General features: G+C 69.9%; 16 protein-coding genes. 14 read left to right on the top strand and 2 right to left on the bottom strand.

Annotation, left to right across the window (positions count from 1 at the left end; genetic code table 11):
• Positions 1–92 precede the first annotated feature (92 nt).
• The 4 genes from WMF33_RS46940 to WMF33_RS46925 all read left to right on the top strand — a co-directional run bounded on the left by WMF33_RS46940 (position 93) and on the right by WMF33_RS46925 (position 3,934).
• A complete protein-coding gene (locus WMF33_RS46940) occupies positions 93–704 on the top strand; it encodes a DUF488 domain-containing protein (protein WP_437334656.1) in 612 nt (203 codons plus the stop codon).
• 61 nt (positions 705–765) lie between these two features.
• Positions 766–1,443: a 16S rRNA (guanine(527)-N(7))-methyltransferase RsmG gene (locus WMF33_RS46935; RefSeq protein WP_437334655.1), complete on the top strand. Its 678-nt coding sequence runs from the start codon at positions 766–768 to the stop codon at positions 1,441–1,443.
• 216 nt (positions 1,444–1,659) lie between these two features.
• Positions 1,660–2,913 (top strand): hypothetical protein, encoded by a 1,254-nt coding sequence (locus WMF33_RS46930; RefSeq protein WP_437334654.1) that lies wholly within the window; start codon positions 1,660–1,662, stop codon positions 2,911–2,913.
• Between the two features lie 553 nt (positions 2,914–3,466).
• The gene (locus WMF33_RS46925; protein WP_437334653.1) at positions 3,467–3,934 is read left to right on the top strand and encodes a hypothetical protein; all 468 of its coding nucleotides are present in this window, start codon (positions 3,467–3,469) and stop codon (positions 3,932–3,934) included.
• Between the two features lie 51 nt (positions 3,935–3,985).
• Here WMF33_RS46925 and WMF33_RS46920 read toward each other — a convergent pair whose 3' ends face one another.
• Positions 3,986–4,915, bottom strand: a complete 930-nt coding sequence (locus WMF33_RS46920; RefSeq protein ID WP_437334652.1) for a ketopantoate reductase family protein — start codon at positions 4,913–4,915, stop codon at positions 3,986–3,988.
• Between the two features lie 92 nt (positions 4,916–5,007).
• On the opposite strand from WMF33_RS46920, the gene WMF33_RS46915 reads away from it, so the two are divergent.
• The 8 genes from WMF33_RS46915 to WMF33_RS46880 all read left to right on the top strand — a co-directional run bounded on the left by WMF33_RS46915 (position 5,008) and on the right by WMF33_RS46880 (position 18,984).
• Entirely contained in the window at positions 5,008–7,743 is a 2,736-nt protein-coding gene (locus tag WMF33_RS46915) for an ATP-binding protein (protein WP_437334651.1), read from the top strand.
• A gap of 356 nt (positions 7,744–8,099) precedes the next feature.
• Positions 8,100–10,640 (top strand): nitrite reductase large subunit NirB, encoded by a 2,541-nt coding sequence (gene nirB / locus WMF33_RS46910; RefSeq protein WP_437334650.1) that lies wholly within the window; start codon positions 8,100–8,102, stop codon positions 10,638–10,640.
• Positions 10,641–10,676: 36 nt separating this feature from the next.
• A complete protein-coding gene (nirD, locus tag WMF33_RS46905; protein ID WP_207217677.1) occupies positions 10,677–11,075 on the top strand; it encodes a nitrite reductase small subunit NirD in 399 nt (132 codons plus the stop codon).
• Positions 11,076–11,194: 119 nt separating this feature from the next.
• On the top strand, positions 11,195–12,925 hold the full coding sequence (locus WMF33_RS46900; RefSeq protein ID WP_437334649.1) for a DmsC/YnfH family molybdoenzyme membrane anchor subunit: 1,731 nt from the start codon (positions 11,195–11,197) through the stop codon (positions 12,923–12,925).
• A complete protein-coding gene (locus WMF33_RS46895) occupies positions 12,925–15,162 on the top strand; it encodes a molybdopterin oxidoreductase family protein (protein WP_437334648.1) in 2,238 nt (745 codons plus the stop codon). Before WMF33_RS46900 ends, WMF33_RS46895 begins: the two co-directional genes overlap by 1 nt.
• A gap of 447 nt (positions 15,163–15,609) precedes the next feature.
• Positions 15,610–17,961 carry an eCIS core domain-containing protein gene (locus WMF33_RS46890; RefSeq protein ID WP_437334647.1) on the top strand — a complete coding sequence of 784 codons (2,352 nt, stop codon included), beginning with the start codon at positions 15,610–15,612 and terminating at the stop codon, positions 17,959–17,961.
• Between the two features lie 4 nt (positions 17,962–17,965).
• Complete coding sequence (locus WMF33_RS46885) at positions 17,966–18,481, top strand: DUF6714 family protein (RefSeq protein ID WP_437334646.1); 516 nt, start codon at positions 17,966–17,968, stop codon at positions 18,479–18,481.
• 125 nt (positions 18,482–18,606) lie between these two features.
• Entirely contained in the window at positions 18,607–18,984 is a 378-nt protein-coding gene (locus tag WMF33_RS46880; protein ID WP_437334645.1) for a hypothetical protein, read from the top strand.
• Between the two features lie 71 nt (positions 18,985–19,055).
• Here WMF33_RS46880 and WMF33_RS46875 read toward each other — a convergent pair whose 3' ends face one another.
• Entirely contained in the window at positions 19,056–19,919 is an 864-nt protein-coding gene (locus tag WMF33_RS46875) for an endo-1,4-beta-xylanase (protein ID WP_437334644.1), read from the bottom strand.
• Between WMF33_RS46875 and WMF33_RS46870 the strand changes: the two genes are divergently transcribed.
• Together WMF33_RS46870 and WMF33_RS46865 are read left to right on the top strand one after the other, a co-directional pair.
• Positions 19,918–20,274, top strand: a complete 357-nt coding sequence (locus WMF33_RS46870; protein ID WP_437334643.1) for a hypothetical protein — start codon at positions 19,918–19,920, stop codon at positions 20,272–20,274. The genes WMF33_RS46875 and WMF33_RS46870 overlap by 2 nt on opposite strands.
• Before the next feature lie 602 nt (positions 20,275–20,876).
• Positions 20,877–21,905: an ABC transporter substrate-binding protein gene (locus tag WMF33_RS46865; RefSeq protein ID WP_437334642.1), complete on the top strand. Its 1,029-nt coding sequence runs from the start codon at positions 20,877–20,879 to the stop codon at positions 21,903–21,905.
• Positions 21,906–21,958: the final 53 nt, after the last annotated feature.

The raw sequence follows: 21,958 nt of genomic DNA, 5'->3' as shown, positions 1-21,958 counted from the left end.
CCGGGGCATGAGGGCCGCGCCGGCGCGGCAGAGCCCGCCCCGCGCCTCCGCCGCGCGTTGCCTGCCCGCCGCCGGGACGCAAAGCTCTCCGCGTGGACACCGTCTTCACCATCGGCCACGGCACCCGCAGCGTGGAGGAGCTCGTCGAGCTGCTCGGCGAGGGGCCGGCCGACACGCTCGTCGACGTCCGGAGGTTCCCGGGATCCAGCCGCTCGCCGCACCTCGGCCGCCCCGCGCTGGCCGAGGCGCTGCCGCCGCTCGGGGTGACCTACGTCTTCCGCGGCGACGCGCTGGGCGGCCGGCGGACCGGGCGGGACGGCTCGCCCCATATCGCCTGGGAGAACCCGAGCTTCCGGGCCTACGCCGACCACATGGAGACGGCCGAGTTCCAGCGCGCGCTCGCCGAGGTGGAGGCGGAAGCCCGGGCCGGACGGCACATGGCCGTCATGTGCGCCGAGACGCTCTGGTGGCGCTGCCACCGCCGCCTCATCGCCGACGCCCTCGTGGCGCGCGGCCTCGCGGTCGTCCACCTGCTCGGCCCCGGCGCGCGGGCCCCGCACACGCTGAACCCCGCGGCGCGGATCGACCGCTCCGGCCGCCTCATCTACGACGTCGGCGCCCAGCGCGCGCTGCCGCTCGGCGGCGCCGGCGCCGCGCGCGCCCCCGCGCCGGCCCGGCCCGCGCGCCCGCGCCGCGCGCGGTGATCCGCGGGCCGCGCCGCGCCGCCGGGTGCATCCGCCCCGGGTCTTGTGCTCCACTGCGCCCATGACGGAGAGCGCCGCGGCGCGAATGACCGAGAAGATCGCGGCGGTGCTCGCCGGCCGCGAGCCGAGCCTGCCTTCCCGCGCCGGCGAGGCGCTCGCGCGCTGGCTCGAGCTCGTCCAGGGGTGGAACGCGAAGGTCGATCTAACGGCCGCGCGGAGCCCCGATGAGCTCGCCGACCTGATGCTCGCGGACGCGCGGCTCCTCTCGGAGCACGTCCCCGAGGGGCGGCGCGTGGTCGACGTCGGCACCGGGGCCGGCGCGCCCGGGCTGCCGCTCGCGCTGCTGCGGCCGGATCTGGACGTGACCCTGGTCGAGCCCCTGCAAAAGCGCGTCGCCTTCCTGCGGACGGCGATAGGCACGCTGGTTCAGGAGGGCGAGCTCAAGAAAGCACCGCGGGTCGAGCGCGCGCGCGGCGAGGACCTCGTGCGGGCAGGGAGGTCGTTCGAGGTGGCGATGTCCCGCGCGACGCTCGCGCCGGACGCGTGGCTGCCCCTCGGCGCGGCGCTCACGGCGCGCGAGCCGGCGGAGCGGCGCGAGATCTGGGTCCTGCTCGCCCGCGACGAGCCGCCGGCGCACGCCGGCTGGGCGCCCGCGACCGATCTCCGGTATCGCTGGCCGCTCACCGGGGCCGATCGACGCGCAGTGCGGTATCTGCCAGAAGCCACCAAGAATGCCTGATCGCCAGGTAGGGCGCCCCCTGAGAAAGCCGCGAATCGCGCCGATTGCGTTGCTGCCGGCGGCTGCACCCCCGGAGCGTCGTCCGCTTTTGCGGAGGCTCCATTTCGCGAGCTTCTCGGTTCCCAGGTATGGCGGAGCCTCACCGATTCCGTTACTGTCCGGAAACCACATGCAGGCGCCCGACCTGGGCACCGCCTCTTGGCTCCGGAGACAGGCATGAAAATCCAACGCATTTCGGCGGTTTTGCTCACCGCGGTCGCCACCTCGGCAGGATTCATCGGTTGTGGCTCTGACGATCCGGACGATGGCGCTGGCGGGACCGGGGCCTCGGGCTCGGCCTCGTCCACGTCCGCGTCGACCACGGGCCCCGTCGCCGTGAGCACCGGCAGCAGCGGCCCGGATCTCGCGAAGTTCCTCGGCGCCGCGTGCGAAGCGGACGCCGACTGCGGGCCGGACGGGATCTGCTTTCTGGAGGGGTCCAACGACTTCTTCGGCGGCGGCCCTGCGGGCGGGTACTGCACGAAGGAGTGCGGCGGAGACGACGATTGCGAGGGGGAAGGCAGCGCGTGCATCGGCGACCTCTGCCTGCTCGGCTGCATTCCGGGGGATCCCCCGTTCACGGAGGGCGACGCGAGCGTCGATCCGGACAAGTGCCAGGGGCGCGAGGAGCTGCGCTGTGAGGCATTCCAGGGGGCGACGGTCTGCTTGCCGGGCTGCGGCGCGGACCTCCAGTGCAGCGACCGCGTGTGCGACCCCCGGTCGAGCGTCTGCGTCGACGAGCCGAACGAGGGGCTGCCCAACGGCACCCAGTGCGAGCTCGACGAGGACGGCAACGATCCCTGCGCCGGGTGGTGCGTCGGCGTCACCGACGAAGTCGCCATGTGCGCCGAGCTCTGCGGGCTCAATGGCGATCCCGCCCTCGACTGCGGAGGTCTGCAGAAGGGCCTCTGCGCTTACCCGCTCGAGCGGGACGCCGGTCCGGGCGACATCGGGCTCTGCGTCAATGCGTGCAAGGCCCACAGCGACTGCCTCCTGCCGCTCTTCTCCTGCGAGAACCTGGGCACGGAGACGAACGTCGTGGGCTTCTGCTTCTTCGGGCCGGCCGAGTGCGAGGACGTCGGGGAAGAGTGCGATGATGGGACCGTCTGCAGCGAGACGCCGCACGGCCTCTTCTGCCTCGATCCGGCCTTCCCGCTGGACGACGCCGGCACGGGCGGCGGCGGCGGCGGCGGTGGTGGCGCCGGCGGCGACGGCGGCGGTGGTGCTGGCGCCGGCACGGGCGGCGAGGGCGGCACCGGCGCGACGAGCGGCACCGGCGGCGAGGGCGGCACCGGCGGCGCGGGCGGCACCGGCGCGACCGGCGGCACCGGCGGCGCGGGCGGCACTGGCGCGACCGGCGGCACCGGCGGCGCAGGCGGCACCGGCGCTGCTGGCGGCGCGGGCGGTGCTGGCGGCGCTGGCGGCGCCTGATCGGCAAGTCCCCCGGACCCGGGCCTCTCCTCCCCAGGGAGCGCCGCGGACATCGCGGATGAGGCCCTCCGGTCCACACGCTTTCTCCAGCTCCTCGAACTCCCCTCCTCTCGTCGCGTCACCCTCTCTGCTCCATCAAGGTTGAGCGCCGGGCTCGAACAGGAGGGAAGACGGGAAGAAACGACCGCGACGCTCTCCCCTCCTCTCCTTCCACGTCCATTTCTCCGCGCGGATGGGCGCGCTCGCGAGCCCGTCCGTTCGGGGGTGTAGCGATGTTGGAGCGCTCGAGCCGTTCGGCCTGTGACGGACCCGCGAGCGTCGAGCCCGCGGCCGAGGAGGGAGGACGCGAGCGCGCGACGCGGTTTCTCGCGTAGATCGCGCCTCTCGGCGCGAGCACCACGAGGCGCCCCGTCCCACGCGGGGCAGATCGCCACACGAGACGACCGGCGTGGCGCGTCGGCCGCGCGTCGACGCTCGCCGCGCGTCGACGCGCGCCGACGCGCGCCGCACCGGCACCCCGTTTGCTCATGCGCCATGCGGCCAGGAGGACCGCATGAACAAGCTCGCTCTTCTCACCTCGGCCGCCGCCGTGGCGGTGGCTACCATGGGATTCACCGAAGCCGCGCACGCTCAGGAAAGGACGCGCGACACGGTCACCATCACCGATTCCGTGCCGAACCGCGGGCTCATCTGGAGCGGCGTCGCCGTGCTCGGCACCACCTACGGCATCTCGACCGTCGTGGCGACGTTCAGCGACAAGCCCGCGGACCGCGCGCTCTGGGTGCCCATCGCGGGGCCCTGGATCGATCTCGGGACCCGCGGCAAATGCGGCGGCGACAGGTCGTGCAACGCCGAGGCGACCAACAAGGTGCTGCTCGTGGCCGACGGGCTCGGTCAGGCCATCGGCGCGCTGCAGATCCTGAGCGGCTTCATCTTCCCGGCGAAGCGCACGGTGACCGAGGTCGGGAGCGTGCAGATCATTCCGATGGGCAAGGGGCTCGCCGCCAGGACGGTGTTCTGAGCCGACATGGGACGTCGTGAGCCCGCCCCGGCCCCGCCGCGGGCCCGGGGCCTACCCGGCGGCAGGCGGCGCGCTCGCCCGGAGCGACAGGCCGCGGACGAGCGTCGCGAGCGTGCGCAGCACCGGGGTGTCGATCCCCGCCCGGCGCCCGCGATCGACCACGGCGCCCTGGAGGATGTCGACCTCGGTCGCGCGGCCGGCGCGCACGTCCTGCAGCATCGACGGCTCGGTGAGCGGGAAGTCCGCGCGCGTGAGCGCGATCATCGCGTCCGCCGTCGCCTCGGAGATGTCCGCCCCCTCCGCCCGCGCGACCGCGATCACCTCGAGCATCGCCGCCCGGAGCAGGTCCTCCATGCGCTCCACGACCGCCCCGGCGCGCTGGCCGGTCAGCGCGCAGATCGCGTTGAAGGGGGCGTTCCAGACCATCTTCTCCCAGAGCATCGCCCGGTAGTCCGAGCCCCGGCGGACGGGGATGCCGGCGCGCTCGAGCAGCGCGGCGGTCGCCTCGACCCGCGCCTCCTGCCCCGGCCGGTACGGCGCGAGGCCGGCGCGCGTCGCCGCGAGCGTCTCGATCTCCCCAGGGCCGCTGAGGCCCGCGGACATGTACGCGATGGAGGCCAGCACCCGCGAGGCGCCGACCTCGCGCGCGACCGCATCCTCCGACTCCAGCCCGTTCAGCAGGGGCAGAGCGAGGCCGTCCGCCGCGAGCAGCCCGGGGAGCTTGGCGCTGACGTCGCCGAGCGACGGCCACTTCACGGCGACGAGCGCGAGATCGAACGGCCCGCGCACCCCGTCGAGCGGCGCCACGCGCAGCGGCGGCGTGCGCACCTCGCCGGTCGGCGTACGGAGGATGAGCCCGCGCGACCGCATCGCCTCGGCGTGCGCGCCCCGCGCGACGAAGGTGACGTCTTGCCCGGCGAGGGCGAGCCTCGCCCCGAAATAACCGCCCACCGCGCCCGCGCCGACAACGAGGATCCGCATCGGCGGCGACCATAGCACGCTCGGACCGAGGACCGAGCGCGGAGAACCGACATGTGGCGATCAGCGCGGATTGCGGATATGCATGAGCCCAGATGCAAAGGCCGGACGTCCCCACCACGGCTCAAGCCGGCGGCAGCATGACCGAAGGCGGCGAGCCGAGCGCGGCGCTGGAAGGCGAGCAGATCCAGCTCTTGCTCGACGCCCTGCCGGCGCTCATCTCCTATATCGATGACGAGGAGCGCTATCGCATCGTCAACCGGGCCTACGAGCGCTGGTTCGGCGAGGATCGCGTCTCCCTCGCCGGCCGGCACGTGCGCGAGGTGATCGGCGACTCCGCCTACGCCGCCGTGAAGCCGCGCATCGACGCGGTGCTCGGCGGGCAACCGCAAGACTTCGAGTCGCGGCTCGTGTACCGCAGGAGCGGCAGGCGCCACGTCCGCATCCAGTACATTCCTCATTTCGGCGCGAGCGGCGAGGTGGCCGGATTCTTCACGCTCGTCGCGGACATCAGCGAGCAGAAGCGCGCCGAGGAGGCGCGCCGCTTCCTGGCCGACGCGACCGCCCTGCTCGATCCGGTGCTCGACCGCGACACGAGCTACCGGCGCGTCGCGGAGCTCGCGGTCACCTCCGTGGCGGACTGGTGCTCCGTCCACACGATCGAGCCGGACGGCGCCCTGCGCGCCCGGGTCATCGCGCACGCGGACCCGGCCAAGGCAGAGCTCGTGTCCAGGCTGGCCGAGCGCAGCCGGATCCCGCCGGAGGCCGAGACGCCGCTGCACGAGGTGCTCCACGGCGGCCCCGGCCGGCTCCTGTCCGAGATCCCCGACAGCGTGTTCGCCGGCGTGGCGCGCGACGCCGAGCACTTCGCCGCCCTGCGCGCGCTCGGCTGCCGCTCGGCGGTGATCGTGCCGATCCGCGGCGAGGAGTGCGTCCTCGCGGCGCTCACGCTCGCCTCCGCCGAGTCGGGCCGCACCTACACCGCGGCCGATCTCGCCTTCGCCGAGGAGCTCGCGCAGTGCATCCAGGTGGCCCTGCAGCGCATGCGCCTCTACGACATGGCCCGCGACGCCGAGGCCGAGGCGCGGCGGCGCTTCCTGGCCGAGCAGGAGGCGCGCCGGGCCGCCGAGCGCGCCGCGCAGCGCATGGCCGGCCTCCAGCGCATCACCGCGGCGCTCGCCGACGCGCTCACCTGCGAGGCGGTCGCGGAGGTCGCCGTCGACCAGGGCGCCGCCGCCGCGGGCGCGTACGCCGGGTCGATCGTCATCACGGCGGGCGACGCGATCGAGTGCCTCAAGGCGGTCGGCTACCAGCCCGAGATCGTCGAGCGCTTCCGGAGGATGGCCGCCTCCGACGGCCTCCCCCTCGTCGACCCCCTGCGGACCGGCGCGCCCGTCTGGCTGCGCACGCGCAAGGAGTGCGCCGCCCGGTACCCGGACTTCGCCGCCACCGCGCTGACCTCCACGACCTCCTCGCTCTGCTGTCTCCCGCTCCTCGTCCAGGAGCGGCCGATCGGCGCGCTCGGGCTGAGCTTCGCGGAGCCCCGCCCGTTCGATCACGAGGAGCAGGAGTTCCTGCTCGCGCTGTCGCGCCAGTGCGCGCAGGCCCTCGAGCGCGCCCGCCTGCACGAGGAGCGCGCCGCCATCATCGAGCGCGAGCGGCGCGTCGCCCTCGAGAACGCCCGGCTGTACCGCGAGGCCCACGAGGCGGACCGGCGCAAGGACGAGTTCATCGCGATGCTCTCGCACGAGCTCCGCAACCCGCTCGCGCCCATCACCACCGGCCTCGAGCTCCTGCGCATGAGCACCGGCGACCGCGGCGACCGCGGCGACCGCGACGACAGCCAGATCCTCGCGACCCTCGAGCGGCAGGTGAAGACGATCGTGCGGCTCGTCGACGACCTGCTCGACGTCTCCCGGATCACGCGCGGCAAGATCGAGCTGAAGCGGGAGCGGTTCGACGTCGGCGCCGTGGTCGAGACCGCGGTCGAGTCGGTGCGCACGCTCCTCGCGCAGCGCCGGCACGAGCTCGCCCTGTCGGTCGAGCCGGGCGTGCTCGTGCACGGCGACCGGGTGCGGATCGAGCAGATCGTCGTGAACCTGCTCACCAACGCCATCAAGTACACGAACCCGGGCGGCCGCGTGTCGCTCTCCTGCGCGGCGAGCGGCGGCGACGCGTGGATCCGGGTGACGGACACCGGCGTCGGCATCTCCGCCGAGCTCTTGCCGCGCGTCTTCGAGCCGTTCATGCAGGCGCGGCGCACGCTGGATCGCTCGCAGGGGGGCCTCGGGGTCGGGCTCACGCTCGTGAAGCGGCTGGCCGAGCTGCACGGCGGGCGCGTCGAGGCCATGAGCGCCGGCCCCGGCGAGGGCACCGCCATCAGCGTCTGGCTCCCGCTCGCGGGCGCGTCGGCGGACAGCGCCGCGGCGCCTTCGACCGAGATCCCGCGCTCCGGCGCGGGCGCCCTCCGCGTCCTCCTCGTCGACGACAACGTCGACGCCGCCGAGGGCCTGCGGCGCATCCTCCAGCTCCACGGCCACACCGTCGCGATGGCGCACGACGGCCCGGCGGCGCTCGAGGCCGCGCGCGCGTCGAAGCCCGAGCTCGTCCTGCTCGACATCGGCCTGCCCGGGATGGACGGCTACGAGGTCGTCCGGCGCCTGCGCGCCGAGCCCGAGCTCCGGGGCTCCTACATCGCCGCCGTCTCCGGCTACGGGCAGGATCAGGACCGCCGCCGCTCGCGCGAGGCCGGCTTCGACGCGCACCTGACCAAGCCGGTGGCCACGGCGCAGCTGCTCGCCCTCGTCGCCGAGGCCGCCCCGCGCGGGTGACCGGCCCGCCGCCGCCTTTCAGAGCTGCAATGCAGTCGCCCCGGCGGCGCGACACACGCACGAAACAAACTCCTCCCGATCCGCGATAATCGCGCATTTCCTTTCACCGACGCTGTCGAGATCGCCCTCGCGCGCAGCCTCGTTGCGCTCGCCGGGCGCCGCGAAACACGCAGGAAACAGAGGGGATGTCCGCGCTCGAGCGCGCCATCGGACACACAATTTATTCCAGCGAAACAGTTGTGAAACAGAGCCCACAGTAGACAAGATCCTGTCCGAGACTACGGCCTGCGCCGCGCTCGGACGGCAGTACGGCAGTGACGGTGAGGGTGACTCACCGGGTCCAAAGGTGGGTTTGCATGAGCAAGAAGAAGGACCTCCTCGTCATCGGCAACGGCATGGTCGGGCACAAGCTCATCGAGAACATGGTCCTCGGTGGCTCCCTGCGCGAATGGAACATCACGACCTTCTGCGAGGAGCCTCGGCTCGCCTATGACCGGGTGAACCTGTCCGCCTTCTTCAGCGGGAAATCGGCCGACGACCTCTCGATGGTGAAGCCCGGCCTCTACGAGGAGGCGGGGATTCAGGTCCACCTGGGCGACAAGGCCGTATCGATCGACCGCCGCAAGAAGGCCGTGACCTCCGCGAAGGGGAAGACGGTCTATTACGACAAGCTCATCCTCGCCACGGGCTCGTACCCGTTCGTGCCGCCCATCAAGGGCAAGGACACGAAGGGCTGCTTCGTCTACCGCACGATCGAGGACCTCGAGGCCATGGCGGCCCACGCGAAGGGCGCGAAGGTCGGCACGGTCATCGGCGGCGGCCTGCTCGGGCTGGAGGCGGCCAACGCGCTCAAGAACATGGGGCTCGAGGTCCACGTCGTGGAGTTCGCCCCGCGCCTGATGGCCCTCCAGGTCGACGACGCCGGCGGGGCGATCCTCCGCCGGAAGATCGAGTCGCTCGGCGTCCACGTGCACACGAACACCTCGACCACGGAGATCGTCGCGGAGCACGGCCGCGTGGCGCGGATGCTCTTCGCCGACCAGACCGACCTCGCGACCGACATGATCGTCTTCTCCGCCGGCATCCGGCCGCGGGACGAGCTCGCCAGGGCGTGCGACCTCGCGATCGGCAGCCGCGGCGGCGTGGTCATCAACGAGCGCTGTCAGACGTCCGATCCGGACATCTACGCGATCGGCGAGTGCGCGAGCTATCAAGGCCAGCTCTACGGCCTGGTGGCGCCCGGCTACCACATGGCCAAGGTCGCGGCCGACGCCCTCACCGGAGGGAAGGAGACCTTCGCCGGCTTCGACATGAGCACCAAGCTCAAGCTGATGGGCGTGGACGTCGCGAGCTTCGGCGACGCGTTCGCGGCGCAGGCGGGCGCGCGCGTGGTCAGCTTCATGAACGCGACGTCGAACGTCTACAAGAAGCTCGTCGTCAGCTCGGACGGCAAGCACCTGCTCGGCGGCATCCTGGTCGGCGACGCCTCGAACTACGGGCAGCTGCTCCAGCTCGTGCAGAACAAGATCGTCCTGCCGCCGAACCCCGAGGACCTCATCGTCACGGCGCGCGAGGGCGCGAAGCCGGCGGGCTTCGGGGTCGAGGCGCTGCCCGACACCGCGACGATCTGCTCGTGCCTCAACGTCACGAAGAAGGCCATCTGCTCGGCCATCTGCGACGACAAGCAGGTCACGCTCGCCGCCATCAAGGGGCACACCAAGGCGGGCACCGGCTGCGGCTCGTGCACCACGCTGATCACCGACATCCTGAAGAAGGAGCTCAAGAAGGCCGGCGTCGCGGTCACCAACTACATCTGCGAGCACTTCAACTACTCGCGGCAGGAGCTCTATCACCTCGTCCGGGTCCACGCGATCAAGACCTTCGACGACCTCATCGAGCGCCACGGCAAGGGCAAGGGGTGCGAGATCTGCAAGCCGGCGGTGGCCTCGATCCTCGCCTCGACGTGGAACGAGCACATCCTGAACAAGAAGCACCTCCCGCTCCAGGACACGAACGATCGCTACATGGCCAACGTCCAGCGGGACGGCACCTACTCGGTGGTGCCGCGCGTGGCGGCCGGCGAGATCACGCCCGATCAGCTCATCGCCCTCGGGCAGGTCGCGAAGAAGTACAACCTGTACTCGAAGATCACGGGCGGCCAGCGCGTCGACCTGTTCGGGGCGCGGCTGGAGCAGCTGCCCGACATCTGGAGCGAGCTCATCGCGGCCGGCTTCGAGTCGGGGCACGCCTACGGCAAGGCGCTCCGCACCGTGAAGTCGTGCGTGGGCAGCACCTGGTGCCGCTACGGCGTGCAGGACTCGGTGGGCTTCGCGGTCGCGGTCGAGAACCGCTACAAGGGGCTGCGCAGCCCGCACAAGCTGAAGTCCGCGGTGTCCGGCTGCGCGCGCGAGTGCGCCGAGGCGCAGAGCAAGGACTTCGGGATCATCGCGACGGAGAAGGGCTACAACCTCTACCTCTGCGGCAACGGCGGGATGAAGCCGCAGCACGCGCAGCTCTTCGCCGCGGATCTCGACGAGGCGACGCTCATCAAGTACCTCGACCGGTTCTTGATGTTCTACATCCGCACGGCGGACCGGCTCCAGCGCACGGCCACGTGGTTCAACAACCTCGAGGGCGGCATGGATTACCTCCGCCAGGTGATCATCGAGGACTCGCTCGGGATCTGCGAGGAGCTCGAGAAGGAGATGGCCCACCTCATCGCGACCTACGAGTGCGAGTGGAAGGCCGCGGTCTCCGATCCCGAGAAGCTCAAGCAGTTCCGCCCGTTCGTGAACGCCGGCGAGCCCGACCGGAGCATCGTCTTCGTCAGCGAGCGGGCGCAGCACCGCCCCGCGGCCTGGAAGGAAAAGTCGACGCTCGTCGAGGAGATGATCTGACCGCGGGCCGAGGGGCCTCTTCCGAGGGAAATCGCCATGAACGAGCTGCACATGTCGGAATCGCCGAGAAGCGAGGGCGCGGGCCAGGGCTGGGTCGAGGTCTGCGGGGTCGAGGACATCATCCCGAACACGGGGGTCTGCGCGCTCGTGGGGAAGCGCCAGGTCGCCGTCGTCCGGGTCGGCGAGGGCGAGGAGATCTACGCCATCAGCAACTTCGACCCGTTCAGCAAGGCGTTCGTCCTCTCCCGCGGGATCGTCGGCGACAAGGGGGGCGTCCCCAAGATCGCGTCGCCCATCTACAAGCAGAGCTTCGACCTGCGCACGGGCCAGTGCCTCGACGACCCGACCGTGCGCGTCCCCGTGTATCCCACCCGGATCCGGGGCGGGCGCGTCGAGGTCCTGGACGCGGCGCAGCCGCGCGGCGTGGCGAGCTGACCCGATGGGCTTCTTGGGCAGCGCCGCGCTCCGCTTCGCGACGGGCACGCCGCCGCTGTCTCTGTGTCTCTTGGAATTCTCCGGGCTGGGCTTCCGCGCCGGGTAGACAGGGAATCTCGATGAGCGTTGCAAAGGTGTCGGACACTCACTTTCGTTTGCCCATCGTCAACTCGCCGCCGAAGATCCAGGACAGCAACAAGAACCTGCTCCAGGCGCTGCTCGCCGACCAGCAGAAGCTCACGGCGGTCGAGCGGTTCTCCAAGCTGCACGAGGAGCACGCGCTCCCGGCCCAGTCGAAGTACTACCGCGACCTCATCCCGTTCGAGAAGCCGAAGCCCGGGCAGCAGTACGCCTTCGAGGTCGATCTGGACGCCTGCACCGCGTGCAAGGCGTGCGTCACCGCCTGCCACAGCCTGAACGGCCTCGACGAGGACGAGGTGTGGCGCTCGGTCGGGCTCCTCCACGGCGGCACGCCCCAGGCGCCGGCGCAGCAGAGCGTGACCACGGCGTGCCACCACTGCCTGGACCCGGCGTGCATGTCGGGGTGTCCGGTCAAGGCCTACGAGAAGGACCCGATCACCGGCATCGTCAAGCACCTCGATGATCAGTGCATCGGCTGCCAGTACTGCATCCTGATGTGCCCCTACGACGCTCCGAAGTTCAACGCGGAGCGGGGGATCGTGCGCAAGTGCGACATGTGCAGCGACCGGCTGGCCAACGACGAGGCCCCGGCGTGCGTGCAGTCGTGCCCGAACGGCGCCATCCGCATCACGGTGGTCGATCAGGCGCAGGCCGTGCAGGAGAGCCAGACCAACGTCTTCCTGCCGGGGGCGGCGGCGCCGGAGATCACGATCCCGACGACCAGCTACAAGACGAAGAAGTCGCTCCCGCGCAACATGCTCCCCGCGGACTTCTACCAGGTGAGCCGGGAGCACTCCCACCCTCCGCTCGTCGCGATGCTCGTGCTCACGCAGCTCTCGGTCGGCGCGTTCTGCGTGAGCCTCGCCCTGAACGAGCTCCTCGGCGCGCGGGCGACGCGGGGCTTCGGCGGCCACAGCGCCACCTTCGCGCTCGTCTTCGGGCTCGCCGCGCTGGGCGCGAGCCTCCTCCACCTGGGCCGGCCGCAGTTCGCGTTCCGGGCGTTCCTCGGGCTCAAGACGTCGTGGCTCAGCCGGGAGATCCTCGGCTTCTCGCTCTTCGCCGGCGCCGGGACGCTCTACGCCGCCTCGTTCTGGGTGCCCTCGATCCCGGCGCTCGCGCCGCTCTCGCCGCTCGGCCAGCTGCAGACGCCGCTGTCCTACGCGGTCGCGCTGAGCGGGATGCTCGGCGTGTTCTGCTCGGTGATGGTCTACGCGGCGACCCAGCGCGACCACTGGAGCGGCGGCCTCACGGGGTTCAAGTTCGCGAGCACGGCGGCCGTGCTCGGGAGCTCGACGGTCCTGATGGTGGCGCTGCTCCTCAGCGACGAGCACGCGGCGCTGCTCCTGACCGGCGGCTTCCGCGCGCTGAGCGGGTTCCTGTGCGTGGCGATGGGGCTCAAGCTGCTCGTGGAGCTCTCGATGTTCCGGCACCTCCGCAAGCGGAGCCACTCGACGCTCAAGCGGAGCGCGATCCTGATGACGGGGGAGCTGAAGGGCGCGACGGGCTGGCGGTTCGCCTGCGGCGCGCTCGGCGGCATCGTCCTGCCGGCGCTCAGCCTCTTCTCGGCGCCGAACAGCGGCGTCAGCTCCGAGGTCCTGATGGCCATGGCGGTCGTGGCCTTCCTGTTCTGCCTCGCGGGCGAGTTCCTCGAGCGGTACCTCTTCTTCGCCGCCGCGCCCGCGTCCAAGATGCCCGGAGGGCTCTCCTGATGACCACCCCCGACGCCAAGAAGACGGAAGCGGAGCCCAAGAAGGCGGACAACCTCCTCCTCCAGCGGAACGGGCCGCTCACGCGCGAGCTCTTGCTCACCCCCGGCGAGTTCGGCCTCGGGCGGGTGCCCGCGCGGCTGAAGCCCGATCAGACGACCACGGTCGTGTGCGGCTTCTGCTCGACCGGGTGCGGGCTGAACGTCCACCTCAAGGACGGCGAGGCGATCAACCTCTCTCCGAACACCGACTATCCGGTCAACCTCGGGATGGCGTGCCCGAAGGGCTGGGAGGCGCTCACGCCGCTCCGGGCGAGCGACCGCGCCACCGCGCCGCTCCTCAGGAACGCCCGCGGGAAGCTGGAGCGGGTGGAGTGGGACGTCGCGCTGCGCACGTTCGTCGACCGGTTCAAGGCGATCCAGGAGGCGCACGGCAAGGAGTCGGTCGCCTTCATCAGCACGGGGCAGATCGTCACCGAGGAGATGGCCTTCCTCGGGGCGCTGGCGAAGTTCGGGATGGGCATGCTGCACGGGGACGGCAACACCCGGCAGTGCATGGCGACGGCGGTGGTCGCCTACAAGGAGTCGTTCGGGTTCGACGCGCCGCCCTACACGTACCGCGATTTCGAGGAGTCCGACGTCGTGGTGCTCGTCGGCTCGAACCTCTGCATCGCCCACCCGATCATGTGGGAGCGGCTGTGCAAGAACAAGAACCGTCCGGCGATCCTCGTCGTGGATCCGCGCAAGACCGAGACGGCGATGGCGGCGACGGCGCATTATGCGCTGAAGCCGAAGTCGGATCTGACGCTGTTCTACGGCATCGCGCACATCCTCATCCAGCGCGGGTGGATCGACCGGGAGTTCATCGACGCGCACACGGTCGAGTTCGAGCAGTTCAAGGCGCACGTCGAGGAGTTCACGCCGGCGCGGGTCGCCGCGGCGACGGGGATCGGCGAGGAGCAGCTCGCGACGTTCGCGGAGACGATCCATAGCGGGAAGCGGGTGTCGTTCTGGTGGACCATGGGCGTCAACCAGAGCCACGAGGGCGTGCGGGTCGCGCAGTCGCTCATCAACCTCGCGCTGATGACGGGGAACATCGGGCGGCCCGGGACCGGGGCGAACTCCATCACGGGCCAGTGCAACGCGATGGGCTCGCGGATGTTCAGCAACACGACGGGCCTGTTCGCCGGCCACGACTTCACGAAGGAGGAGCACCGGAAGAAGATCGCCGGGATCCTCGGCGTCCCGGAGGAGGTCATCCCGACCCGGAACAGCCTGGCGTACGATCAGATCATCGAAGGCATCCTGAAGGGGAAGATCAAGGGCCTCTGGATCATCGCGACGAACCCGGCCCACTCGTGGATCAACCAGGAGGACCTGCACGAGCTGCTCGGCCGCCTGGAGTTCCTCGTGGTGCAGGACATGTACGCCACGACCGAGACGGCGGAGCGCGCCCACCTCGTGCTGCCGGCGGCCTCGTGGGCCGAGAAGGAGGGCACGTTCATCAACTCGGAGCGGCGCATCGGCCTCGTGAAGAAGGTCGCGCGGGCGCCGGGGCAGGCGCTGGCCGACTTCCACATCTTCCAGCTCGTCGCGCAGTACTGGGGGTGCGGCGATCTGTTCAAGGAGTGGAAGAGCCCGGAGGCGGTCTTCCAGATCCTGAAGCGGCTCTCGAAGGGGCAGCCGTGCGACATCACGGGGATCGAGGATTACGCGATGATCGACGAGCGGGGCGGCATCCAGTGGCCGTACCCCGAGGGGGCGTCGTTCGAGGCGAACGAGCGGCGGCTGTTCGAGGACGGCGCGTTCTACCGGCCGGACCAGAGGGCGAAGTTCGCGTTCCAGGCGCCGCGGCAGCTGCCGGAGCCGACCGACGAGCAGTATCCGTTCACGCTGCTCACCGGGCGAGGGAGCTCCAGCCAGTGGCACACGCAGACGCGGACGAAGAAGTCGGCGGTGCTGCAGCGGCTCTATCCGAAGGAGATCTACGCCGAGGTGAGCCCGGTCGACGCGAAGAAGCTCGGCGTCGAGATGAACGAGTGGGTGGTCATCGCGTCGCGCCGCGCCGAGATCAAGGCACGGGCGTTCGTCACGAACTCGGTGCAGCCGGGGGAGATCTTCATCCCGATGCACTACGAGATCACGAACAAGCTGACGTTTCCGGCGTTCGACCAGTACTCGAGGCAGCCGTCGTACAAGGCGTGCGCGGTGAAGGTGCGTCGCGAGGAGGATCGCGGGTAAGGGGAGTCGAGACGGCCCGCGGTCGCCGCCCGGGCGGGCGCGGGTCGTCGGCCGGGGCTGCCGAGGACCCGCGGCGCCGCCTCCACCGCCTAGCGGCGGCATGCTCCTCGCGGCCGCCCAAGGCGCTCGCCATTGCTGGGAATCCGGAGCGCGAGAGCCCGGAGGCTTCGCCTCGTCCGAGCGTGAGCGACCACGCCGTAGCCGGCCGCCGTGCCGCGCTCTCGACCCGGGGAGCCAGCCCGCCGGCGAGCCGCCTGGCGTAGCGAGTAACGTCCAAGCCGCAAGCCCGGCACACCGGCGAGCTGGTGGAGAAACGGCTTGACGGGCACGGCGATCGTTGCGTCTCCTGGTGTCCCTCACCAGGGCGTTCGAGCGCCCGTCCGATGCGCCCTTGATGGGAGCACCGGGCTTCGTCAAAGGCAGCAAAGCGGGAGATGGATGATGCGTATGTTCGCGCAGCAGCCGAATCAAAATCGGACATCCGTCCCCGCCAGCCTCGCGCGGACGCATACGGCGCTGCCGGGCTGGGGGCTCCAGCGAAAGCCGATCTGCGCCTGCGGCGCCACATGCGCGCGTTGCACCGCGAAAGCTGGATCCGCCGAACGGGCGGCGCGGCCGCCGCAGGATCCCTGGGCCGAGCCGCTCATCCCCGGCTTGCAGGCCGATCTCATGATCGGCGAGAGCGACGACCCGCTGGAGAAGGAGGCCGATCGGGTCGCGGATCAGGTACTGGCAGCGCCGGCCCATCTCGCCGCCGGCCGCGCGGCGCCGAGCATCCAGCGCCACGCGCAGCGTTTCGGTCACGACTTCTCGCGCATCCGCGTGCATTCCGGGCCCGCCGCAGAGCGACCGGCGCGAGACGCGAACGACGATGCGCATACGGTCGGACGCGACACGATCACCGCGCCGCCCAGCGTGCAGAGCGTGCTCGCAGGCGCTGGAAGGCCGCTCAACCCGGCATTACGACAGGACATGGAGCAGCGTTTTGGTCACGACTTCTCGCGCGTTCGCGTGCATTCCGGGCCCGCCGCCGAGCAATCGGCGCGAGACGTCAATGCCAACGCCTATACGGTCGGACGCCACATCGTTTTCGGCGCGAGCCAGTTCGCCCCGGGGACGCACGAGGGCCGGCGCCTGCTCGCCCACGAGCTGACGCACGTGGTGCAACAGTCGGGCTCGAGCGAGCTCGACCTCGCGCGAGGTGGCGGGAGCTCGGCCGCGCGCCTCCAGCGGCAGACCAAGAGCACCAAGTGCACGGACGAGGTCGTGACGGCCCTCCACACCAAGATGCACAGCTATTGCGACAAGCAACGAAGCTGTACCATGCAAGGCGACAGCTGCGCCACGGCGACCTCCAAGGTCGCGGCGGGGTACGGCTGTGTGGACGAGAGGACCAAGCTGCAGCAGAAGTGCTTCTCGCGCCGCGACCCGGGCTACCACGAGCACATGCAGCAGATCGCCGAGGCCAACGCCGCCCTGCGGAACTGCATCGCTGTAATGATGGCCAGATGCGCCGCCCAGACGGGCGCGATCGTCGCGCTCAGCGCGGCGGCGGCCGCGGCGGCTGCTGCGAAGAAGCGCCTGAAGAGCGCAGCCGGCAGGGCCGTGATCCACGCCCAGGTCGCCGCCGCCGTGATCCTGCTGATCTCCGGCAAGGCCGAGGCCAAGATCTCGCTGGAAGGCGACAGCCCGCTCGAGGCTCTCTTCAAGGCCATGGAGCAGGATGGAGTCGCCGTGCCCGAGGAGATGAAGAAGCTGATCGACAGCGACCCCGAGCTGAAGAAGATGCTGGAGGAGTCGGCGAAGAAGGGCGGAACCCTGAGCGACGTGCAAAAGCAGGTCGCTCAGGAGTACGCCGAATATGTCTCTAAGCACATGGACGAGTTCAGCAAGGAAGAGCTGCAGACGATCCTGGCGAGCACCGACCAGGTGGCGGACAAGGTGCCCGCCACCATGAAGGTGGAGGACATCAAGAGGGCGTTGAAAGAAAGGGTGGCCCGGGAGGCCGGTCAAGCCCAGAAGGACGGCGAGGGCACGGGGACGAGCGCACCGAAGCCGCCCGTGGCCGACGGCGCCGCCAACGCCGGCGGCAAGGATGAGCCGGCGCAAACCACGGGCACGCCGGTCGGCGCTACCGGCACGCAGTCAACCAAGCTCAAGGACCTGAGCGTGGAGAACAAGAAGAGGATCAAGGGCGCGCCGCCCCCCGTCTCGAGGCTGTTCCAGGAGTTCGCGGCAGGCCAGAAGGAAGACATCGGGCTCGACGACGCCGCCGTCAAGGAGTTCTTCGAGATCGTGCCCACCGACCTGACGGACAAGCAAGCCGAAGCATTGGTCAGCCGCCTCGCGTCCTCGCAAGGAAAGACCACTGGCGCCGTCCTGAAAGCGCTGAAGCAAGGGGTGGCAGAGGTCAGCAAGGACGCGACGCCGACCGGCGACACCACCACGAACGGCGCGGCGAGCGATCGGCCCGGCAAATCGCAGCAGCAGGTGGTCGAGGAGCTGATGGAGATGGCGAAGAAGGCCGACTTCAGCAAGGTGCCCGAGGGCAAATACGTCATCCGAAATCTCTCGGACACGATCGTGAAGGGCGAGATATCGGCTCATTTTTATGGCAAGCTGAACGGCGTCGGCGTAGTGGGGCGCATCCGCGGGACCGTCCCCGCCGATCTCGATGTCGCCAAGCTCAAGGCTGGGAGCACCTTCGTCGTTACGATCACCTCGAATTCTCCGTTCGTGGACAAGGACGGCAACATCCGCAAGATCCAGCTTGGCAACACGGTGACTGTCAAAAAGTGACGCCATGGAGACGATCCGGACAGCGCGGGACGCGGTGAAGGGAAAGATCCTCGAAGGATTCAGCGCCACGCCCTATCCAGGCGACGAGCACCTCGTGGCCGTACAGGACGGCACCGATCCCGAATGTCGGGAGATCGAGGGCGCCTTCAAAGGCAAGGACTGGAGGGACGTTTCCGTCGAGATGGTGCGCGATCACAAGGATGCCTTGCCCCTCTTCACGCCCGCCGCTTTTCGCTATTACCTGCCAGCCTACATGACGGGCTGTGTGGAGTCGCCCCGCGAGGTGGACGTCGCGCTCGACTCCGTGCTATTCAACCTGACTCCGCCGAAGAAGCGCAGCGGGGCGCAATGGGACCTCTTCTGGGCGAGGGCACAACGGTTCGACGAGCGCGAGAGGAAGGCCATCCGGTCGTTCCTCGAGCTCATGGAGCAGGACGAGATCGAAGACTGGGCGAGCGCAGGGATGAAGCCGCCGAAGAGCAGGGTGAAATCGGCGCTCGCGTACTGGAAAGGGCTGTAGTCGACGGGTCGGCTCGCGGCGCTCCTCGACGTGCCGGCGAGCCCGGCGCTCGCACGCTGCCTCTACCCGCGATCCTCCTCGCGACGCACCTTCACCGCGCACGCCTTGTACGACGGCTGCCTCGAGTGCTGGTCGAACGCCGGGAACGTCAGCTTTCCCCCGATCCGTCCTTGTCGATCAGGGTCGGGCGATCCTGCCGATGCCCGCAGGATTGCCTCACCGCTGAGCTCAGCACCCTCGAGCCCAACGGCACCGTCGAGCTCACCTGGGACAGGCGGGTCTTCGAGCGGCGCGATCTGCCCGCCGAGTGCCGGGGAGGCCCCGACTCGCCCGCGTCGTGCGACCAGCTCGTCGCGATCGAGGAAGGCACGCTGACCGTGCACCTCCGATTCTGGAACGGACAGGATTGCTCCGATGTCGATTGCATCCCGACCGGTGAGGAGACCAAGGAGGAGACATTCTCCTCCCCCGTCGCGGGGCCGGGCGACATCACCATCGACTGATCCGTCGTCTCGAGTCCAGGGGCCGGGATATCCTCCCGGCGCTCCCGACGCGAGACCGTATCAGCGCGGCGTCAACCGCGGTCCAGGAAGTCCATCAGCCACTGCATGGCCGGACGCAGCCTGCCGTCCGGGTGCTGGAGGCCGGTGTTGTCCCGCCAGGTGGCGCCGACGATGTAGCCCCACAGGGTGATGCCCGGGACCGAGGGGTGATTCCAGAACATCGTGAACTGCTCCTCCATCACCCGCTTCTGCTGGTTGTCGTCCCCGAGGCCGATGTCGTACTCGGTGATGTACACGGGCTTGCCCAGAGAGGCCATCTTGTCGATGTAGCCCTTCACCGTGTTGGTGTTGATCTTGTACGCGTCGTGGGCCTGCGCGCCGAGCGCGTCGACCGGGGCGCCAGCGCCGATGACGGCCCTCGCGATCCGCATGAAGTTGTTGTGGTCGTTCTCGTATTCGATGTTGTTGTAGTCGTTGAGGATCAGGACCGCGTCCGGACAGAACTCGCGCGCCCACTTGAAGGAGTTCACGATCCAGTCCCAGCCGCTGGCGCCGTCGCCGCCGATGCCGTTCTTGTACGAGGGCGTGGTGTGGGGCGGCGGCTCGTTGACGACGTCGATGTACTTCGTCTTGGGGTAGCGCTCGCAGAACGCCTTCATCCAGTCCCGCACGGCCGCCTGCTGCTCCCCCCCGGAGAGGCGACCCACCCAGTCGGGCTGCTGGGCGCCCCACACGAAGACGTGGTGCTTGAAGATGATGTTGTTGTCCTGGGCGTACTTGTAGATCCGATCGAGCGCGCTCCAGTCCCTGTTCCCGCGGGACCTCTCGACGGAGCCCCACTTGCCCTCGTTCTCGGGCGTGATCTGGTTCCAGTACTTGGCGAAGCCGTCGCGCACGTTGCCGTTGGTCGTGATGTTGCCGACGAACTTCCCCATGGGCTCGGGGACGCCCGTCCCGGTGGACGTGGTGCTCGAGGCGTCCGAACCGCCGCCGCCCTCGTTCGACCCGCCGGTGCCGGCGCTGGTCGTGCTGGCGCTGGTCGTGCTCGCGCCGGAGGTCGTGCTCGCGCTGGTCGTGCTCGCGCCGGAGGTCGTGCTCGCGCTGGTGGTGGTGCCGGTGCTGCCCGCCGCCCCCGCGCCGCCGCCGCCGCCGTCGCCCCCGTCGCCTCCATCACCGCAGGCGGCGAGCGCCGCGATGCCGAGCGCGATCCAGGCCGAGTTGCAAAGCCATCGAGAAGAGCGGTTCTTGTTCACGTTGGACTTCCCCTTCAGTGATTGGGTAAGTTTTTGATAGGCGCAGTATTTCAGGGCAGTCGGATTGGAACCGTGCCAGTGCGCGTGCCAATCGCACCAGCGCTCGTGTGCCCGGCGCGGGTAGGGCCTGACCGCTGCGTCGGCGAGCGAGGTGTCGCGCGTCCGCGGCGGCCGAACGAACGGAGTCGACGCCGCGACCGATCCAGAAAATTCCCGGTTCGCATAACGGCCCTGCTGAGAAAGCCTTAAGGACGATTTGAGATGTTAACGATCACAAAGGCTAAGTCAACACTATTTACTTAGTCGGTGCGCTCGGACACCGACGGCTGGCGGGGCTCCTCCGGAGCGGCGCGTCACGAGGGGGCTGCTCGGGGGGCGCGTTCGAGCCGCGCGAGAGCGGCGCGGGTCAGCGGGTCATCCGAGCGCGGCGGCGCCCTCGGCGCGGCCGATCCATTTTGGTTGACATCAGCCATGTTAACGTTCACAACGGTTTCTGGTATCCTTTCGCTTCGCGCTGGGTAGACTCGCGTGCGCCCGGGCCCTTCGGCCCCGAGGGCTGCATCGACAGCGATGCATCGGCGCCCGCGCTGGGCCGGCCATCGAACCGCGTCCGAAGGGACAGCAGGAAGGGAGAATAGCATGCACCGCCAGAACCACGTGTCACGGAGGGCGCTCCTGGCCATCTTGGGCGCACTCTCCATCGGCGCCGGCTGCTCCCGCGGGGAGAGCGAGGCCGACAGCGCCGCGCCGAAGCCGGCATCCGGCACCGAGCCCGCGGGAAAGAAGCCGAAGAAGCTGTCCGAGATCGTCGTCGGCTTCTCGCAGACCGGCGCCGAGAGCTCGTGGAGGATCGCGCACAGCAAGTCGATCCAGGAGGAAGCCGAGAAGCGCGGCGTGCAGCTCCTCTTCGCCGACGGCCAGAACGTGCACAACAACCAGGTCAACGCCGTCAACGGGTTCATCACCAAGGGCGTCGACGTCATCGTCATCGCGCCGCAAGAGTCCGTGGGCTGGAAGCCGACGCTGAAGGAGGCCAAGCGCGCCGGGATCCCGGTGGTGCTCACGAGCCGGGGCGTGGACGCCGAAGAAGATCTGTACGCGACGGTGATGGTCGCGGACTTCGTCTGGGAGGGGCGCCAGGCGGGCGAGTGGCTGGCGAAGCAGACGAACGGCAAGGCGCGCATCATCGAGCTCGTCGGCACGCCGGCGGCGGACGTGGCGGTGATGCGCAAATCCGGCTTCGCCGAGGCCATCGCGAAGCACCCGGACATGAAGATCATCGCGAGCCAGAGCGGCGACTTCACGCGCACCAAGGGCAAAGCCGTGATGGAGACGCTGCTCTCGGCCCACAAGGGGGAGATCAACGCCGTCTACGCCCACAACGACGACATGGCGCTCGGCGCGATCCAGGCGATCCAGGCGGCGGGGTTGAAGCCCGGGCAGGACATCGTGGTGGTCTCGGTCGACGCCGTGAAGCCGGCCTTCGAGGCCATGATGGAGGGGAAGCTGAACGCGACGGTCGAGTGCAACCCGCTGCACGGCCCCCTGCTCTTCGACACCATCGAGAAGATCGTGCGCGGCGAGGCGGTGCCGAAGCGCACGGTCGTCCCTGGCCAGGTCTTCGAGCGCGAGCAGGCGGCGGCGACCATCGGCTCGCGGGCCTACTGAACCCACGGAAGAGGAGCCGGCGCCGGCGCCCTGAGGCGGCGGCGCGAGCACCC

The sequence above is a fragment of the Sorangium sp. So ce394 genome (assembly GCF_051474665.1).
Classification (GTDB): domain Bacteria; phylum Myxococcota_A; class Polyangia; order Polyangiales; family Polyangiaceae; genus Sorangium; species Sorangium cellulosum_D.
The sequence above is the reverse complement of the archived record's forward strand: the minus strand, read 5'-3'. Positions and strand labels throughout refer to the sequence as shown.

Excerpts from the sequence above, each read along its gene's own strand:
- WMF33_RS46920 (WP_437334652.1), bottom strand. The coding sequence starts at position 4,915 with ATGCGGATCCTCGTTGTCGGCGCGGGCGCGGTGGGCGGTTATTTCGGG.
- WMF33_RS46900 (WP_437334649.1), top strand. The coding sequence starts at position 11,195 with ATGAGCGTTGCAAAGGTGTCGGACACTCACTTTCGTTTGCCCATCGTC.
- WMF33_RS46865 (WP_437334642.1), top strand. The coding sequence starts at position 20,877 with ATGCACCGCCAGAACCACGTGTCACGGAGGGCGCTCCTGGCCATCTTG.
- nirD (WP_207217677.1), top strand. The coding sequence starts at position 10,677 with ATGAACGAGCTGCACATGTCGGAATCGCCGAGAAGCGAGGGCGCGGGC.
- WMF33_RS46895 (WP_437334648.1), top strand. The coding sequence starts at position 12,925 with ATGACCACCCCCGACGCCAAGAAGACGGAAGCGGAGCCCAAGAAGGCG.
- WMF33_RS46935 (WP_437334655.1), top strand. The coding sequence starts at position 766 with ATGACGGAGAGCGCCGCGGCGCGAATGACCGAGAAGATCGCGGCGGTG.
- WMF33_RS46875 (WP_437334644.1), bottom strand. The coding sequence starts at position 19,919 with ATGGGGAAGTTCGTCGGCAACATCACGACCAACGGCAACGTGCGCGAC.
- WMF33_RS46925 (WP_437334653.1), top strand. The coding sequence starts at position 3,467 with ATGAACAAGCTCGCTCTTCTCACCTCGGCCGCCGCCGTGGCGGTGGCT.
- WMF33_RS46870 (WP_437334643.1), top strand. The coding sequence starts at position 19,918 with ATGGGCTCGGGGACGCCCGTCCCGGTGGACGTGGTGCTCGAGGCGTCC.
- WMF33_RS46890 (WP_437334647.1), top strand. The coding sequence starts at position 15,610 with ATGTTCGCGCAGCAGCCGAATCAAAATCGGACATCCGTCCCCGCCAGC.
- WMF33_RS46885 (WP_437334646.1), top strand. The coding sequence starts at position 17,966 with ATGGAGACGATCCGGACAGCGCGGGACGCGGTGAAGGGAAAGATCCTC.
- nirB (WP_437334650.1), top strand. The coding sequence starts at position 8,100 with ATGAGCAAGAAGAAGGACCTCCTCGTCATCGGCAACGGCATGGTCGGG.
- WMF33_RS46915 (WP_437334651.1), top strand. The coding sequence starts at position 5,008 with ATGCAAAGGCCGGACGTCCCCACCACGGCTCAAGCCGGCGGCAGCATG.
- WMF33_RS46930 (WP_437334654.1), top strand. The coding sequence starts at position 1,660 with ATGAAAATCCAACGCATTTCGGCGGTTTTGCTCACCGCGGTCGCCACC.